The 13,735-nt window shown below is 41.8% G+C and carries 14 protein-coding genes and 1 pseudogene; 10 read left to right on the forward strand and 5 right to left on the reverse strand.

Annotation, left to right across the window (positions count from 1 at the left end; genetic code table 11):
• Positions 1 to 136: 136 nt before the first annotated feature.
• Both EAE93_RS07180 and EAE93_RS07185 read left to right on the forward strand, forming a co-directional pair.
• Positions 137 to 1,279, forward strand: a complete 1,143-nt coding sequence (locus EAE93_RS07180; protein WP_214039398.1) for a phage late control D family protein — start codon at positions 137 to 139, stop codon at positions 1,277 to 1,279.
• Positions 1,280 to 1,320: 41 nt separating this feature from the next.
• Positions 1,321 to 1,572, forward strand: a complete 252-nt coding sequence (locus tag EAE93_RS07185) for an ogr/Delta-like zinc finger family protein (protein ID WP_214039399.1) — start codon at positions 1,321 to 1,323, stop codon at positions 1,570 to 1,572.
• Between the two features lie 56 nt (positions 1,573 to 1,628).
• On the opposite strand, the gene EAE93_RS07190 is transcribed toward EAE93_RS07185, so the two are convergent.
• A complete protein-coding gene (locus tag EAE93_RS07190; RefSeq protein ID WP_065390711.1) occupies positions 1,629 to 2,030 on the reverse strand; it encodes a hypothetical protein in 402 nt (133 codons plus the stop codon).
• A 167-nt stretch (positions 2,031 to 2,197) separates the two neighbouring features.
• Here EAE93_RS07190 and EAE93_RS07195 point away from each other — a divergent pair.
• Positions 2,198 to 2,590, forward strand: a pseudogene (locus EAE93_RS07195) (hypothetical protein); the annotation flags it as partial.
• Between the two features lie 308 nt (positions 2,591 to 2,898).
• On the forward strand, positions 2,899 to 3,606 hold the full coding sequence (gene hda / locus EAE93_RS07200) for a DnaA inactivator Hda (RefSeq protein ID WP_011146972.1): 708 nt from the start codon (positions 2,899 to 2,901) through the stop codon (positions 3,604 to 3,606).
• Positions 3,607 to 3,647: 41 nt separating this feature from the next.
• On the opposite strand, the gene arsC is transcribed toward hda, so the two are convergent.
• Together arsC and bepA are read right to left on the reverse strand one after the other, a co-directional pair.
• Positions 3,648 to 4,004, reverse strand: a complete 357-nt coding sequence (arsC, locus tag EAE93_RS07205; protein ID WP_036805162.1) for an arsenate reductase (glutaredoxin) — start codon at positions 4,002 to 4,004, stop codon at positions 3,648 to 3,650.
• Positions 4,005 to 4,013: 9 nt separating this feature from the next.
• A complete protein-coding gene (gene bepA, locus EAE93_RS07210) occupies positions 4,014 to 5,477 on the reverse strand; it encodes a beta-barrel assembly-enhancing protease (RefSeq protein ID WP_214039400.1) in 1,464 nt (487 codons plus the stop codon).
• Positions 5,478 to 5,613: 136 nt separating this feature from the next.
• Between bepA and EAE93_RS07215 the strand changes: the two genes are divergently transcribed.
• Entirely contained in the window at positions 5,614 to 6,693 is a 1,080-nt protein-coding gene (locus EAE93_RS07215) for an AI-2E family transporter (RefSeq protein ID WP_036779716.1), read from the forward strand.
• Positions 6,694 to 6,818: 125 nt separating this feature from the next.
• On the opposite strand, the gene bcp is transcribed toward EAE93_RS07215, so the two are convergent.
• Positions 6,819 to 7,289 (reverse strand): thioredoxin-dependent thiol peroxidase, encoded by a 471-nt coding sequence (gene bcp / locus EAE93_RS07220; RefSeq protein ID WP_036779718.1) that lies wholly within the window; start codon positions 7,287 to 7,289, stop codon positions 6,819 to 6,821.
• Positions 7,290 to 7,315: 26 nt separating this feature from the next.
• Positions 7,316 to 7,861, reverse strand: a complete 546-nt coding sequence (locus EAE93_RS07225; RefSeq protein WP_036779720.1) for a glycine cleavage system transcriptional repressor — start codon at positions 7,859 to 7,861, stop codon at positions 7,316 to 7,318.
• Positions 7,862 to 8,162: 301 nt separating this feature from the next.
• Between EAE93_RS07225 and dapA the strand changes: the two genes are divergently transcribed.
• The 5 genes from dapA to purC all read left to right on the forward strand — a co-directional run bounded on the left by dapA (position 8,163) and on the right by purC (position 13,150).
• A complete protein-coding gene (gene dapA / locus EAE93_RS07230) occupies positions 8,163 to 9,062 on the forward strand; it encodes a 4-hydroxy-tetrahydrodipicolinate synthase (protein WP_036805167.1) in 900 nt (299 codons plus the stop codon).
• Positions 9,063 to 9,078: 16 nt separating this feature from the next.
• Positions 9,079 to 10,128 carry an outer membrane protein assembly factor BamC gene (gene bamC / locus EAE93_RS07235; protein WP_214039401.1) on the forward strand — a complete coding sequence of 350 codons (1,050 nt, stop codon included), beginning with the start codon at positions 9,079 to 9,081 and terminating at the stop codon, positions 10,126 to 10,128.
• Positions 10,129 to 10,402: 274 nt separating this feature from the next.
• Positions 10,403 to 10,846, forward strand: coding sequence for a type III secretion system chaperone (locus EAE93_RS07240; protein ID WP_214039402.1), 444 nt, complete (start codon positions 10,403 to 10,405; stop codon positions 10,844 to 10,846).
• The gene (locus EAE93_RS07245; RefSeq protein ID WP_036805173.1) at positions 10,833 to 11,999 is read left to right on the forward strand and encodes a VopS family T3SS effector adenosine monophosphate-protein transferase; all 1,167 of its coding nucleotides are present in this window, start codon (positions 10,833 to 10,835) and stop codon (positions 11,997 to 11,999) included. The genes EAE93_RS07240 and EAE93_RS07245 overlap by 14 nt, the downstream gene beginning before the upstream one ends.
• A 437-nt stretch (positions 12,000 to 12,436) precedes the next feature.
• Entirely contained in the window at positions 12,437 to 13,150 is a 714-nt protein-coding gene (purC, locus tag EAE93_RS07250) for a phosphoribosylaminoimidazolesuccinocarboxamide synthase (RefSeq protein WP_036779728.1), read from the forward strand.
• Positions 13,151 to 13,735 lie beyond the last annotated feature (585 nt).

The raw sequence follows: 13,735 nt of genomic DNA on the forward strand, positions 1-13,735 counted from the left end.
CATGTTGCTATAGTGATAGCTCGGCAACAGAAAATCATGTTGTGCTGCGTGTCGTGGAACCGCGACAACGCCCGCCAATTGTCTACGCGCACGCGTGCGGCAATGATGAACTGAAATAAATCGGACTGAGTAAGCAATGAGTTTTCTTGATAATTTAATGGCGAGTGAATACATCAAGCAACCGGCCTTTGATCTGATGATTGGCGGCCAACAAATCACCACGCTGAATGACCGACTGATTTCACTCTCATTGACTGATAATCGGGGTTTTGAAGCGGATACGCTTGAGCTTGTGATTGACGATTCAGACGGTAAAGTCGCATTACCGCCACGCGGTGTCGAGATTTCTGTTGCAATTGGCTGGCAGGGGGAGCCGCTGATACACAAGGGCTTTTTCACTGTCGATGAAATTAGTCACGGTGGCCCACCTGACCAGTTAACTGTGACTGCCAGGTCCGCAGACTTTAGACAAGAATTCAATGTCAAACGAGAATATAGCTGGCACGATATCACCGTTGCAAAAGTCGTGAGCGCCATTGCCGGTCGATACAATTTAAAGCCCGGCGTCAGTCGTCAGTTGATGAATATTGAAATTGATCACGCCGACCAGACCAATGAAAGCGATATTAGTTTTTTGAGCCGGATGGCGGAAATGCTCGGTGCCATTGCAACAATCAAAAACGGCATGTTGCTGTTCATTGTGCCCGGTCAGGGCGTTTCACGCAGTGGCAAGCCGCTGCCTGTTATTACAATCAAACGTGAATCTGGCGATAAGCATAATTTTAGCCTGGCCGATAGAGATGCCTACACCGGTGTTAAAGCATTTTGGTTGGATTTGAATTTTGGTAAAAAACCCGCAACAACGATGAAGCGTAAAAGTCAGTCTGACAAATCCACAAAAACCAAGGCAACAGCATCAAGTAAAAAAGAGGGCGATTATTTAGAGGGTGCCGAAGGAAATGTGTATGTGATGCGCCAGACATTCAAAACAGAACGTATAGCCCGCCGTGCTGCCGCGGCGAAATGGGCCGCTTTGCAACGAGGAGCCGCCGAATTTAGCATTACTCTCGCAAGAGGCCGCCCGGATCTTTATCCCGATCTGTATGCTCAGGTGATGGGCTTTAAAACTGTCATTGATTCATCAGGGTGGGTAATCACGAGGGTGGTGCATAATATTGGTGACAGTGGCTATACAACTTCACTTGAACTTGAATTAAAAATTAAGAATACAGAAATGAGCGCGGGTGACGAAAATAGCAAAAATAATAACAAGTCATGATATGCTTATATTAAGCAAACCCCTGATTAGAGGGCTATATCATGGCGTTTATATGTCCCCGCTGCAATGCTGTAGCAAAAACTCGCACAAGTGAAATGATGAGTGAAGAAACTCGTCGCAGCTATCATCAATGCCAAAATCTACTTTGTGGCTGTACATTTACAACAATCACAACAGTCGAACGCTATCTCTGTACACCCAATCAACAAGAATTGCCGCCCAATTTTAAATTACCAAAGATGGCATTTCCATCGAGTCATTACGGTGATGAGCAAATAGGGTTTGGATTCTGATTGAAAACGAATAAGCCCGAGACAGAAAACTGGGCTTATTCTTAGACTGACAAAGATTATCGATTCATGTGACCGTGAGTGTGAGATAAAATGATAAGATCAACATTATCATCTGTTGCTTTGCCGACGTCATCACATGATGAACGTGGATTTTCAAAAACATAGCCAATATAGTTATGTCTGTTCAGTACACGAATCTCTTTTGTATTTTTCAAGTATGAATTTTTGACACCCAGCCAGATTGGGCCACATACGCCCATCTTAATTACTGACTTATAAATGTCGCTTGTTACCTGACCTTCATCCATCGTTAGTGTAATGACATCTCCGCTATCACTGATTGATAGTGGTTGCCATGACCGCATTGATTTTTGTAAAACTGAGTAATTGGTTGATTGTGCAAAAACGCTGAATGATGTCAGTACAAGTAAAAATAGCGTGCAGATATATTTTTTCATTAAATCTATCCTCTGTTTGTAGTAGAAACCCATACGACAAAACGGGTTTCCGTGAACTTTTTATCTTACCTGAATTTGGATATTAAAAGCCCCGAAAATCAGGGCTATTTCTCGACATGTGGTCAATATCGGGACACAAAATAAATATAATCATTTTAATTCAATAGGTTAAGTTAAAAATAAATGAATTACTTGTTCCATCAAAAAAAACATGCACACAGATACTTGTGTGGCGTACAGTCCTTCCTCAACATGACGGGGCTGTGCGAGGTTTGCCACAAGAGTTTTTTAGATTTTTCCTTGAAAGATACTCCATTGTCGTGTCTGACAGTGAGCAAACGCTAGATGGACGTAGGTTTTGGGAGCGTATGATTGCTTGAGCTATCAGCATTAGTGGGTATCATGTGTATGTTTCTGATGGCACTAAAGAGGAACGTCCACTGAACCTGATTACCTCGTGGGATGACTTCTATGGAACCTGGGCTAATTATTGCTGGGGTCATGATAAGGATTATCACTATCATCGCCTTTTTATTATCAGTAAGGAGCTATTACATTGATCTCTGCTAAGAATGAATAAAACTCACTATCTGATGGCTTTTTCTTAAATAATATAGCTCTTAAATAACATAATTCTTAAATAACATAGGACTGAAAACTTAGATTTTTCCTGCTCTTACATGAGGAATATTTTATAGGAATTTGCGAGTCGTTCTGTGCTATGACGAGATATTATGCGCTTCTGGGACTGGAATGGATTTAACTTATTGAATCCTAAAAATAGTTTTTTTATTCTTTACCTATACAGTTCATTTACAACTATTTTCTGTGATAAACTTGTTGGCGTTTATTACCAGCTCTGTTTGAGGTGCTTCTGAACACACCATCGCAGCTTTCGTTACCTTTGTATCTTCCCGATGATGAAACTTTTGCCAGTTTCTTTCCGGGGGAAAATGCCACCCTGTTAGCTGCAATCAAATTGGCCATTAATCAGCCGCATGGCAGCTATATTTATTTTTGGTCCCGTGACAGTGGGGGCCGAAGTCATTTGTTGCATGCCGCCTGTGCTGAGTTGTCCCTGAAAGATGAAGCTGTGGGTTATGTTCCGCTGGATAAACGTGCCTATTTTATCCCTGAGGTGCTTGATGGCATGGAACACTTATCACTGGTTTGTATCGATAATATTGAGAGTATTGCTGGTGATGAAGAGTGGGAAATGGCGATTTTCAATCTTTATAATCGCATTCTGGAGATTGGCCGCACTTGTTTGCTTATTAGCGGCGATCGCCCACCTCGCCAGATTAATCTTAAGTTACCTGATTTGGCTTCTCGTCTGGATTGGGGGCAAATTTATAAATTACAACCGCTTTCCGATGATGAGAAATTACAAGCTTTGCAATTGCGAGCGAAGTTACGCGGCTTTGAATTGCCAGAAGATGTAGGTCGCTTTTTACTGAAAAGATTGGACAGAGAAATGCGGACTCTGTTTATGGCATTAAATCAGTTAGATCACGCTTCGATAGTGGCCCAGCGTAAGCTGACGATTCCATTTGTGAAAGATATTTTGCATCTTTGAAGATGATGATGGTGGTGTGACCATCATCATATCTATTCTTATCAATCAAGAAGTTCTTTTACTTTTTCCGGTGGGCGCCCAAGTTTAGCTTTATCACCGCAAACGACGATTGGGCGTTCAATCAGTTTAGGATTGGCAATCATCGCTTTCAGTAAATCATGCTGAGTGAGTTTTTCATCAGCCAGATTCAACTCCTTGTATAGATCTTCTTTCGTTCTCATCAATTGGCGTGCATCATGGAAACCAAGCTGTTCTAGCAGAACGGATAATTGCTCTACAGTGAGAGGAGCCTCCAGATAGAGAATAATCTGTGGTTTAATTCCCCGTTCTTCAATAAGAGCTAAAGTTTCACGGCTTTTGGAGCAGCGGGGATTATGATAGATCGTCACCTGTTGCATGAGAATTCCTTAACGTTTGTATTGACTGTAACGCTGTTGTAGCTGGCGTAATTGATCGATACGAGCATCATAACGTGCTTGATCGTAACTGCCTAATTTTACGAGTGCGCTGGCACTACTGAGATACTTGATGGCATTGTCAAATTGACCGCGAAGTGCCATTTCTTCAGCATATGCTGATAGTTCTTCATGGCGTTTGCCTTGTTTGGCGGCGGCTTCGGCCATCAGGCGCCAACCGTTTGGATCATCTGGGTTATTGAATGTATAGCGGTGGAGCAGCTTTAAAGCTTGTTGATATTGTTTTGCGTGAATAAGCGCATTAGCAAGATTAATTTGTAATACCAAATTGTCCTTTTGTTTTTGCAAGGCGTTCTGTAACCGGGTGATAGCTTGAGCAATTCGGTTCTGTTCAATGTCGATATCAGTCATTGTGTCAATAAACCAGACATTATCCGGTTGTTTTGCTAACAGTGGTTCCAAAATAGCCCGTGCCTCAGTGTATTTTTTATCTTGAGAAAGCAAGATTGCCCGGCCATAAGCGGCGGCAAGTTGCTCTTTAGCTGTGCCTCTACGGTAATTTTCTAAAATTTGCTCAAGATAGCCGCGTTGCTCTGTGCTGTACATGCCCATAACACGGATTCTGGCGAACAGAAAATCTTGAGATTGTGGAATGTTCTGGGCCGGATATTGATTAGCGCGGTTACGCGCATCAGCAAGGCGGCTGTCAGGTAACGGGTGAGTGAGTAACATTTCCGGTGGTTTAGAACTGTAACGGGTTTGATCTACCATGATTTGCATAAAAGCTGGCATACCTTGAGGATCAAAGCCAGCTTTACGTAGTGTCTGCATGCCAATACGATCAGCTTCTTGTTCATTGGATTGAGTAAAACTGATCATGCCTTGTTGTACACCGGCAAGAGTACCACTGAGGGCTGCCATCCCTGCTTGCGGGTTAGCCATTAGCAAAAGGATAGAACCCAACGTGCCTGCCCAGGCTAGCGGTGCTGTACGTTGTTGATCTTCCATCATTCGTGCCAGGTGGCGTTGAGTGACGTGAGAAATTTCGTGAGCCATTACGGAGGCAAGCTCGCTTTCATTACGGCTATAACGAAAAAGTGCGGCATGGAGTACCACATTTCCGCCAAAGAAAGCGTAAGCGTTGATATTCGGGTTATCAATCAGATAGAAATGGAAAGGCGTTTTAACCGAGTCAGCATGAGCCACTAACCTCTGTCCAATGGCATTAATATATTGTGTTAACAATGGGTCATAAATCAGCGGAGCGTTGTCACGCATCTGGCGAACGTAAAAATCTCCCATTGCTAGTTCCTGATTGATGCTCAGGACTGAACCTGCCGTGGTGCCGATATCCGGTAATGAATCTTCAATAGAGGCGCTGAGAACAGGGGGACTTGTGAGCAATAATGTATTGATTAATATTGCTGTCAGAGATTGATTAGACATTATTTTCATAAAACAAAAGTGCTCTCATTTGGCCATCGTCTTAGATAATGCGTGTATGATAAATAAGGGTACCTTAAAATTAATCAATTAGTACAATTTTTAAGAAAAATAGAAATATGAATATTGCTATCAAGGAGCCTGGTCAATGCTGGATATGATTATACAGTGGTATCGCCGTCGGTTTACTGATCCGCAAGTTATTGCGTTATTTGTCATCCTTTTAGCAGGGTTTTGCATTATTTATTTCTTACATGGCATTTTGGCGCCTTTGCTGGTAGCGATTGTTCTTGCCTACTTGCTGGAATGGCCAACGGCTAAACTTGAAAGGTTGGGATGTTCGCGCACAGTGGCTGTTTGTATTGTGCTGATTATTTTTTCCGGTATTAGTTTGTTGGTTATCTTTATTGTAGCGCCAACCGCATGGCAGCAGGGGATTAATCTGTTGTCAGATATACCCAATATGCTTAATCGGTTTAATGAATATGCCCAAACATTACCGGCCCGTTATCCGGTTTTGGTTGATGCTGGCATCATTGATGTGATGGCTGAAAATCTGCGTAGTAAGATTTCAACTGCCGGGGAATCTGTGGTGAAGTTTTCGGTGGCTTCATTGATTGGTTTATTAACGCTGGCTATCTATCTGATTCTTGTGCCGTTGATGGCCTTTTTCTTATTAAAAGATAAAACCCAGATGCTGCAAGCATTGCAACGGGTCCTGCCGCGTAACCGCATTTTGGCCGGACAGGTATGGCGCGAGGTGAATCAACAAATTACTAACTATATTCGGGGTAAAGTCACCGAGATGGCGATCGTCGGTATTTGTACCTATGCGGTGTTTGCCTTTCTTGGATTGGATTATTCATTGCTGCTTTCTGTTTTGGTCGGGCTATCAGTGTTAATTCCTTATGTGGGGGCGCTGATTGTCACGATTCCTGTTGTATTGGTCGCGCTATTTCAATGGGGAGTCGGGACAGATTTCTGGACCTTGATTATTGCTTATTTGGTCGTTCAGGGGCTGGATGGTAATTTGCTGGTGCCGATTTTATTCTCCGAAGCGGTGAACTTGCACCCTTTGGTAATCATTCTTTCTGTGATTACTTTTGGTGGTTTGTGGGGATTCTGGGGCGTATTTTTTGCTATTCCGCTGGCGACGCTGATTAAGGCGGTGATCCATGCATGGCCGGAAGAGATAGTTATAACAGAGGACGATGAAATAAAAGAGTAAATCTATTTTTAATGATACTGGTACCCGTATTAGAAGAAGCACGGGATGGGGATATCCCTCCCGTACTTGCCTTTGGCATCTTGAGCTGTTAAATGAGCGTGATTAAATTTTGAAGCATTTTCTATTTAAGGATGCTGTTTCAGATAATCCACCACGACTTGGTGGTGATCACTGGTCTTAAATTTATCAAAAACGTGCTCAATATTGCCGTTGGTATCGATCAGGAAACTGATACGGTGCATACCGTCATAGGTTTTTCCCATAAATTGTTTCTCGCCCCAGACACCAAACTGTTCAGCAACTTGATGATCCTCATCGGACAACAATGTGAAGTTCAGCATTTCTTTCTCCACAAAGCGTGACAATTTACTTGGGGTGTCTGTGCTGATGCCTAGCACTTCAACACCGGATGCCTTTAATGTATCCATTTCATCGCGCAGACCACAAGCTTGTACAGTACAACCAGGAGTCATTGCTTTAGGGTAAAAATAGACTAAAACACGCTGACCTTCGAAATCAGATAAATTGATTGTTTCTCCATCTTGGTCAGGAAGGCTGAACTGAGGGGCCTTATCACCGGCTTTCAGTGGGTTCATCCCGTATTCTCCGTTTAATCTTTCAACTAAAGTGGTTCAAGAATACTAATACTGCCTTGTGCATTTAGATCTGTACATAGCTTATTAAACGCCTGCTTAATAATTATGCCGTCATCCTCTAATAGACTATGGGCAGTAATCTGGATCTGCAACCGAGCAGGGATATTGCTTTCCGGTGGATGTGTTTTTGATACCAGTTCAGCAATATTAAAATCTTGTGTGGTAAATAGATTGGTAAACTGCTCGACAATGCCGGGTGAATCATCAACATCGACCTTAACGGAAACCGTGGAAGGAAATGTTGTATGGGCATCGCACTTTGTGCGTTTCATGACGATAAGAAGATCGAGCTCGGCTCCTTTCTGTGGCAGTGAAGATTCAATCATTGTGATAGCGTTCCAGCTACCGGAAAGCAGCATAATGAAGGTGAATTCCTCACCAAACATGGCTAAGCGGCTGTCTTCAATGTTACAACCACACTCACTCACAAGACGAGTAATGGTGTTGACGATGCCAGGACGGTCAGCGCCTAAAGCGGTTATAACGAGAAAATGTTGTTGTGATTGTGGCAAAGTCACTTTTCCTTCTCTGCTATGGTTTCGTTAAGGTAAACATAAACATAAAAAGGCTATACTGCCAAGGCCAATTGCACCAAAGTTGTTCTATTGTGTTCCCATAAAGTTGTTCTATTGTGTTCCCATATTGTGTTCCCATTCACTGACATTGAATTTCAACAAATTACTTTGATTATCATTTCTTTTTAATGGAGGTTATCTGGTATTAACAAAATTCATTGAAATTCCGTGTTAAATAGTTTCCTTCTGGATGACTAAAAAGTACCATTGAGTTCTTGTTTGTATAGGGGGTAATGTAATGTCTAGCGGGAGATTTGAATTTACAGGCAGCATTGTTGCGCTGGTAACACCAATGGATACAAATGGTCAGGTTGATAAGGTCAGTTTGAAAAAGCTAATCGATTACCATGTTGCTAGTGGGACATCAGCGATAGTCTCGGTAGGAACAACCGGAGAATCAGCCACATTGAGTCATGATGAGCACGGTGATGTTGTTTTGACAACCGTAGAATTGGCGGATGGGCGTATTCCGGTTATTGCCGGAACAGGTGCAAATGCGACTGCTGAGGCAATATCCCTAACGAAACGTTTTGAAAACAGTGGTGTTGTTGGTTGCCTAACGGTAACGCCTTATTATAATAAGCCGTCGCAAGAAGGTTTATATCAGCATTTTAAAACGATTGCTGAAAATACGGATTTACCACAAATTCTGTATAATGTGCCTTCTCGTACCGGGTGTGATCTGCTGCCGTCAACTGTAGCGCGTTTGGCGAAAATTAAAAATATTGTCGCAATTAAAGAAGCTACAGGGAACTTAAATCGTGTCAGTCAAATCCAAGAATTGGTTAATGATGATAGTTTCATCTTATTGAGTGGTGATGATGCAAGTGGGTTGGATTTTATCCAGCTTGGTGGTAAGGGGGTTATTTCTGTTACTGCAAACATTGCAGCGCCTGATGTTGCTAAGTTTTGTGAATTGGCATTAAACGGCCAGTTTGCAGAGGCGCGTAAGGTGAATAATCGCCTGATGGATTTACATCGTCAGCTATTTGTTGAACCTAATCCGATTCCAGTTAAATGGGGATGTTACAAATTGGGTTTGATTGCTGATGACACCGTGCGTTTGCCGATGACGCCATTGACAGATGCAGGAAAAGTCTCAGTTGAAAAAGCCTTGAAAACGGCCGGATTACTGTAAAATTTAGGGAATTTTAATGGCAATATTGTTGCAAAAATCGAAGGTGATAAAGGTTGCTGGTATGTCACTTGTCGTGTTACTGGCCGCCTGTTCTAATGACCAGAGCTATAAACGCCAAGTCAATGATGATGACACATATCTTGAAACACCTCCCCTGAAGGCGTTGAAAGTTCCTGCGGGTATGGCATTGCCATTGCAGAATGGTGAATATGATATTCCAGCAATAGCCTCTAAAGGGCAGGTTGGGAAAGCGCTTGATGTTCGCCCGCCATCTCAAACATTAGCCCTGTTGAGTGGTTCCCGTACTGAAAACAGTGCCAAGAGCAGTAAGTTGCTACTTGAAGACACGCCTGAGAATAGCCATTTGTGGTCACAGATTAACAATGTTTTGTTGAAAAAAGGTTATCAAGTTAGCCAACGCGATGATGCTAGCCAGACATTGACAACTGATTGGATCGATTGGCCGCGTGCAGATGAAAATGTTTCATATCAGACTCGTCATCGTATTAGTGTTGCACGCCAGAGCTATCAAATTGAGTTATCCGTGACTAATGAAGGGCTGAGACAAGGTGATCAACAGGTCACTGATCCTATTGAAATCCAGCGTTATAACTCACTGATGCTCAATGAATTAATTGAAGGTGTAAACCAGCAGCGCGAACGCGTTAGCGATGATGCCGTGGCGCGTAATCTAGGTCCATTGGATGTACAGAGTGGCGGTGACACATCTGGATTGCCTCAGATAATTGTTCGTGCGCCATATAATATTGTTTGGGATCGATTACCGGCAGCATTGGAAAAAGTAGGCATGAAAGTGGGTAGCCGCAGCCGTTCAACAGGGGCTATCACTGTGACTTATAAAAGCCTCAGTTCATCTAGCTGGAAATCAATGGGTGTTAGTGAACCATCCATTAGTGAAGGTGATTACAAATTACAGGTTGGTGATTTGAATAACCGGAGCAGTTTACAATTTATTAGTGATAAAGGTAAACCGTTGACCCAATCACAAAATGATGAATTAGTTGCAGCGTTGAAAGCCGCTTTTAGCCAGACAACGGGATTATAGGTTTAATAAAGGGGTGAAAAGCCCTCGGATTATTGACAAAGCGCTGGCTGTCTAGCTAGCGTTTTGGTTTTTATATAAAAAACGAGTTTGGCACGAGATTAAGAAGGTTCCCAACGCAATTTTTCCTCGAATCCTCGATAATCAATTGTGAATTTATCTGTAACTGCCTAATACCGATTGCTAATATACAAAAGATAGACTATATCTGACAGTCATCATATTTCTGAAAGCTTAAAATCCTGTCATCAAAATCATTGATTTTCCTTTCTCTACTATGAATGATCATTTCACTAATATATTAATGACCGAACTGGCAACTAAGTTAGGCATGAATGGACTCTCCTTTGATGAAGAGGGGAATTGCTTCTTACTTGTCGATAACTCTCTGCCTGTTATTTTGCGTCGCCAGGAAGAACATTTAGTCATTATTTGCCAAATAGATATGGTACTTCCAGATTCAGCAGATGCTGATACTCTTCGTTATTTGCTCAATACAGCACTTAATCCATTAAATAACCGGCTACCTGGTATTGGTTGGCATCAGGAGCTTGGGGTTGTTGCGTATAAAATATTGCCCTTACTACATCTAACGGCCAATAAGTTGGAGCATGAATTGTCTGAATTTATTACTTGGGCAAATAAATTTCCATCGTCACTATCACAGAAAAGTACCTTGCAATCGTCTTATGACAGGAGAATGATTTATGATCGAATTTAAGAATCTTGCTGTATTACAACATGCCTCGCCACAAATACAAGAACAGGTTCGTAGCGAAGGTAAACTGCAAATTGCTGGCCGTGAATACCATATTAATGCAGATCTGCAACAGGTTCTGCGTACGCACCCAAAAGGAAATCACTTTGCCCGTTTCCTTGAAGGGGTAAGTAAATTTTTCTTACATGGCAGTAGTGCTTCAGTAGCCAAAGAGGTGACTAAAACCCTCTTTTCTACAGAGGGGGCACAGCAACAGCGTTTACAGAGTACAGATTCGGTCAGCCATGCTCGTATGTTGTTTAAGGATGGTAATTTGCAGACACCAGAACAAGTACTAGAAAAATTAAGGACGGTGGATACACATAAAATGACAGAAGCCATGTTGGCTGAACATACGCTTTTACTACAGCGTACTATGTCAGAATCGCTACAAAATACAGAAACTGGTAAAAAATTACAGGATTTGATGGGGCGCCAGGCAACAGCTCAATTGACCAACAAATTGGTTGCCCCCCAACAGTCTTTTGTCAGCCTTGAACAATTGCGTAAGCAATCTTCGGCTGCTAATGCTGTTGCCAGTCTTGAGCCAGTTTTGATGATGGAAGAGAAGAACTTACTGGCGGCCCAACATCATCAAGAAGCAATAAGAGGCCAAGATCTTAGCCAAGGCATTTATGCAGAAACACTTTCTGAAGAGTTTTATAACCCAGGTAAATTAACTGATAATGTTGATCGGGCTGCGGCTTGGATACTTAAGGCATCGACTTCGGGGGGGAATGAGTGGAGTAACTTCACAGCGCTACTCAAGGAGTATACCCATAACGGCAAAGATCTGACTGATAGCCAAGTCCTCAAGGAACTTCATCATAGATTAGTTCCCAACATAGAGCGTGATTATCGCGGTCCAGCAATCAGCGGCGGGAGTCTTCCTTCTAGTATAGGTGGTGCAGCAATGCTGGCACAGCATTTGGAGACATTGGATAAAGCAGATCCCCAGATTGGGAAACAGCTTTTTGCTGCTGTCGTCGGTTTTCACGGTTTCACTGATGGTAATGGCAGGATGGGACGCCTCCTCTATGCGCTGACAGAACTGAGAGCGGATCAATTTACCCCCCTTTCGGTCAAAGCAGAAAATGCTTTGCATGGGATTCACTGAAAAAAAGCCTGCATATGTATGCAGGCCAGCTTATTGACCTAGCGCTGTGTTAAGAATGTCCCCTTCATGTAATTTCTTCCTAAGACTCCGGAAATTCAAGTTAATATCGCTTACTACCGCTGGTTAGCATACTGCTAAGGTATTGACGATATTTTGGTTTTGTAACTGCTTAGTAATTTAGAAATGCAGAATCGATTAATTTTTTTATTAGCTTTACTTACCGGATGGACTTTTAGGGTAAGTTTTTCGAAGGTTATCAGCTTGCCTTGAAACTGATTAGGGAATAGAGGAAGTTTTTTAGCATGATGTTTGGCTGTTTTTTATACTAACCAGATAACTATAGAAAAAATCAGCCCTTTGGACAGGATTTTATCGACAATCTGTTTTATTATTTATCTATGGTATTTATACAGTAGTAATATCTCTGGAGATATAAGATGCAAAAAAAAGCTGAGTTGTATCGTGGAAAGGCAAAAACGGTGTATACCACGGATGATCCTGATTTGCTCGTGCTGGAGTTCCGTAATGATACATCAGCATTGGATGGCGAACGTATTGAACAGTTTGATCGTAAAGGGATGGTGAACAATAAATTTAACCATTTCATTATGAGCAAATTGGCAGAAGCAGGGATTCCGACACAAATGGAACGGCTGTTATCGGACACTGAGGTATTAGTTAAAAAGCTGGATATGGTGCCGGTTGAATGTGTTATTCGCAATCGGGCTGCGGGCTCATTAGTTAGACGCCTTGGTGTTGAAGAAGGTTTGGTATTGAATCCACCTCTGTTCGATCTGTTTCTGAAAAATGATGCTAAGCACGATCCAATGGTGAATGAGTCTTATTGTGAAACTTTTGGTTGGGTTAGCAAAGAACATCTGGCTGAAATGAAGGAATTGAGCTACAAGGCCAATGAAGTATTGAGCAAATTGTTTGATGATGCGGGTTTAATTCTGGTTGACTTCAAACTGGAATTTGGTTTGTTCAAAGGCCAGGTAGTTCTGGGAGATGAATTCTCTCCTGATGGTAGCCGTTTGTGGGACAAAGAGACTTTGAACAAAATGGATAAAGATCGCTTCCGCCAAAGCCTTGGTGGCCTGATTGAAGCGTATGAAGAAGTAGCGCGCCGTATTGGCGTTATTTTAGACTAATTGCGCAAACGATTACTTGGGCCGAAAGGCCCTTTTTATTGGCCTCTTATGGCCAAATCTCATCCGACTACTAAGTAGTTAATATGAATTAATCCAATTATAGAATAGACTAGCCCTTTGCAAGAGATAATTTGCTTAAACTTAGAACAATTTAAGGCATGTTAATATTGAATAGGAATTCATTTATATAATCGCTATATATTTTAAAATTACTATAATTCATTGTAATTATTGGTATTATTTATCCCATCTACGATTCTTCGTTTGGAATAAGTTACTTATTATTCATATTGGCGATATATTTTTCAATTAGTGCATTAAATAACCTAACAAAGGTATTGATATTGTCGGATAAAGTATCAATTTTATTTTTCGGCTATTTTCTTGTGATAGCGTTTATAAACATTTCAATCAGATCGTGATAAATGCGGGTATTTTGCGATAATTACATTTTGCTAAATGTGAACCAGATCTTGCTGTTGTGATCGATCTGTTATTAATAACCTTGATGTTGGCTGCATACACTGATGTTGCAAATAACATCGCTAATTTTGATGAGGTGCCATAACCTAAAGATGAAAAGCG

Origin of the sequence: Photorhabdus akhurstii, from assembly GCF_018448925.1 — a bacterium.
Classification (GTDB): Bacteria; Pseudomonadota; Gammaproteobacteria; order Enterobacterales; family Enterobacteriaceae; genus Photorhabdus; species Photorhabdus akhurstii.

What these genes read in the sequence shown, in the direction of transcription:
- bcp (WP_036779718.1), bottom strand. Translation starts at nt 7,289, where the DNA reads ATGAACCCACTGAAAGCCGGTGATAAGGCCCCTCAGTTCAGCCTTCCT.
- bepA (WP_214039400.1), bottom strand. Translation starts at nt 5,477, where the DNA reads ATGAAAATAATGTCTAATCAATCTCTGACAGCAATATTAATCAATACA.
- bamC (WP_214039401.1), top strand. Translation starts at nt 9,079, where the DNA reads ATGGCAATATTGTTGCAAAAATCGAAGGTGATAAAGGTTGCTGGTATG.
- EAE93_RS07215 (WP_036779716.1), top strand. Translation starts at nt 5,614, where the DNA reads ATGCTGGATATGATTATACAGTGGTATCGCCGTCGGTTTACTGATCCG.
- dapA (WP_036805167.1), top strand. Translation starts at nt 8,163, where the DNA reads ATGTCTAGCGGGAGATTTGAATTTACAGGCAGCATTGTTGCGCTGGTA.
- EAE93_RS07240 (WP_214039402.1), top strand. Translation starts at nt 10,403, where the DNA reads ATGAATGATCATTTCACTAATATATTAATGACCGAACTGGCAACTAAG.
- purC (WP_036779728.1), top strand. Translation starts at nt 12,437, where the DNA reads ATGCAAAAAAAAGCTGAGTTGTATCGTGGAAAGGCAAAAACGGTGTAT.
- EAE93_RS07180 (WP_214039398.1), top strand. Translation starts at nt 137, where the DNA reads ATGAGTTTTCTTGATAATTTAATGGCGAGTGAATACATCAAGCAACCG.
- arsC (WP_036805162.1), bottom strand. Translation starts at nt 4,004, where the DNA reads ATGCAACAGGTGACGATCTATCATAATCCCCGCTGCTCCAAAAGCCGT.
- EAE93_RS07185 (WP_214039399.1), top strand. Translation starts at nt 1,321, where the DNA reads ATGGCGTTTATATGTCCCCGCTGCAATGCTGTAGCAAAAACTCGCACA.
- EAE93_RS07245 (WP_036805173.1), top strand. Translation starts at nt 10,833, where the DNA reads ATGATCGAATTTAAGAATCTTGCTGTATTACAACATGCCTCGCCACAA.
- EAE93_RS07190 (WP_065390711.1), bottom strand. Translation starts at nt 2,030, where the DNA reads ATGAAAAAATATATCTGCACGCTATTTTTACTTGTACTGACATCATTC.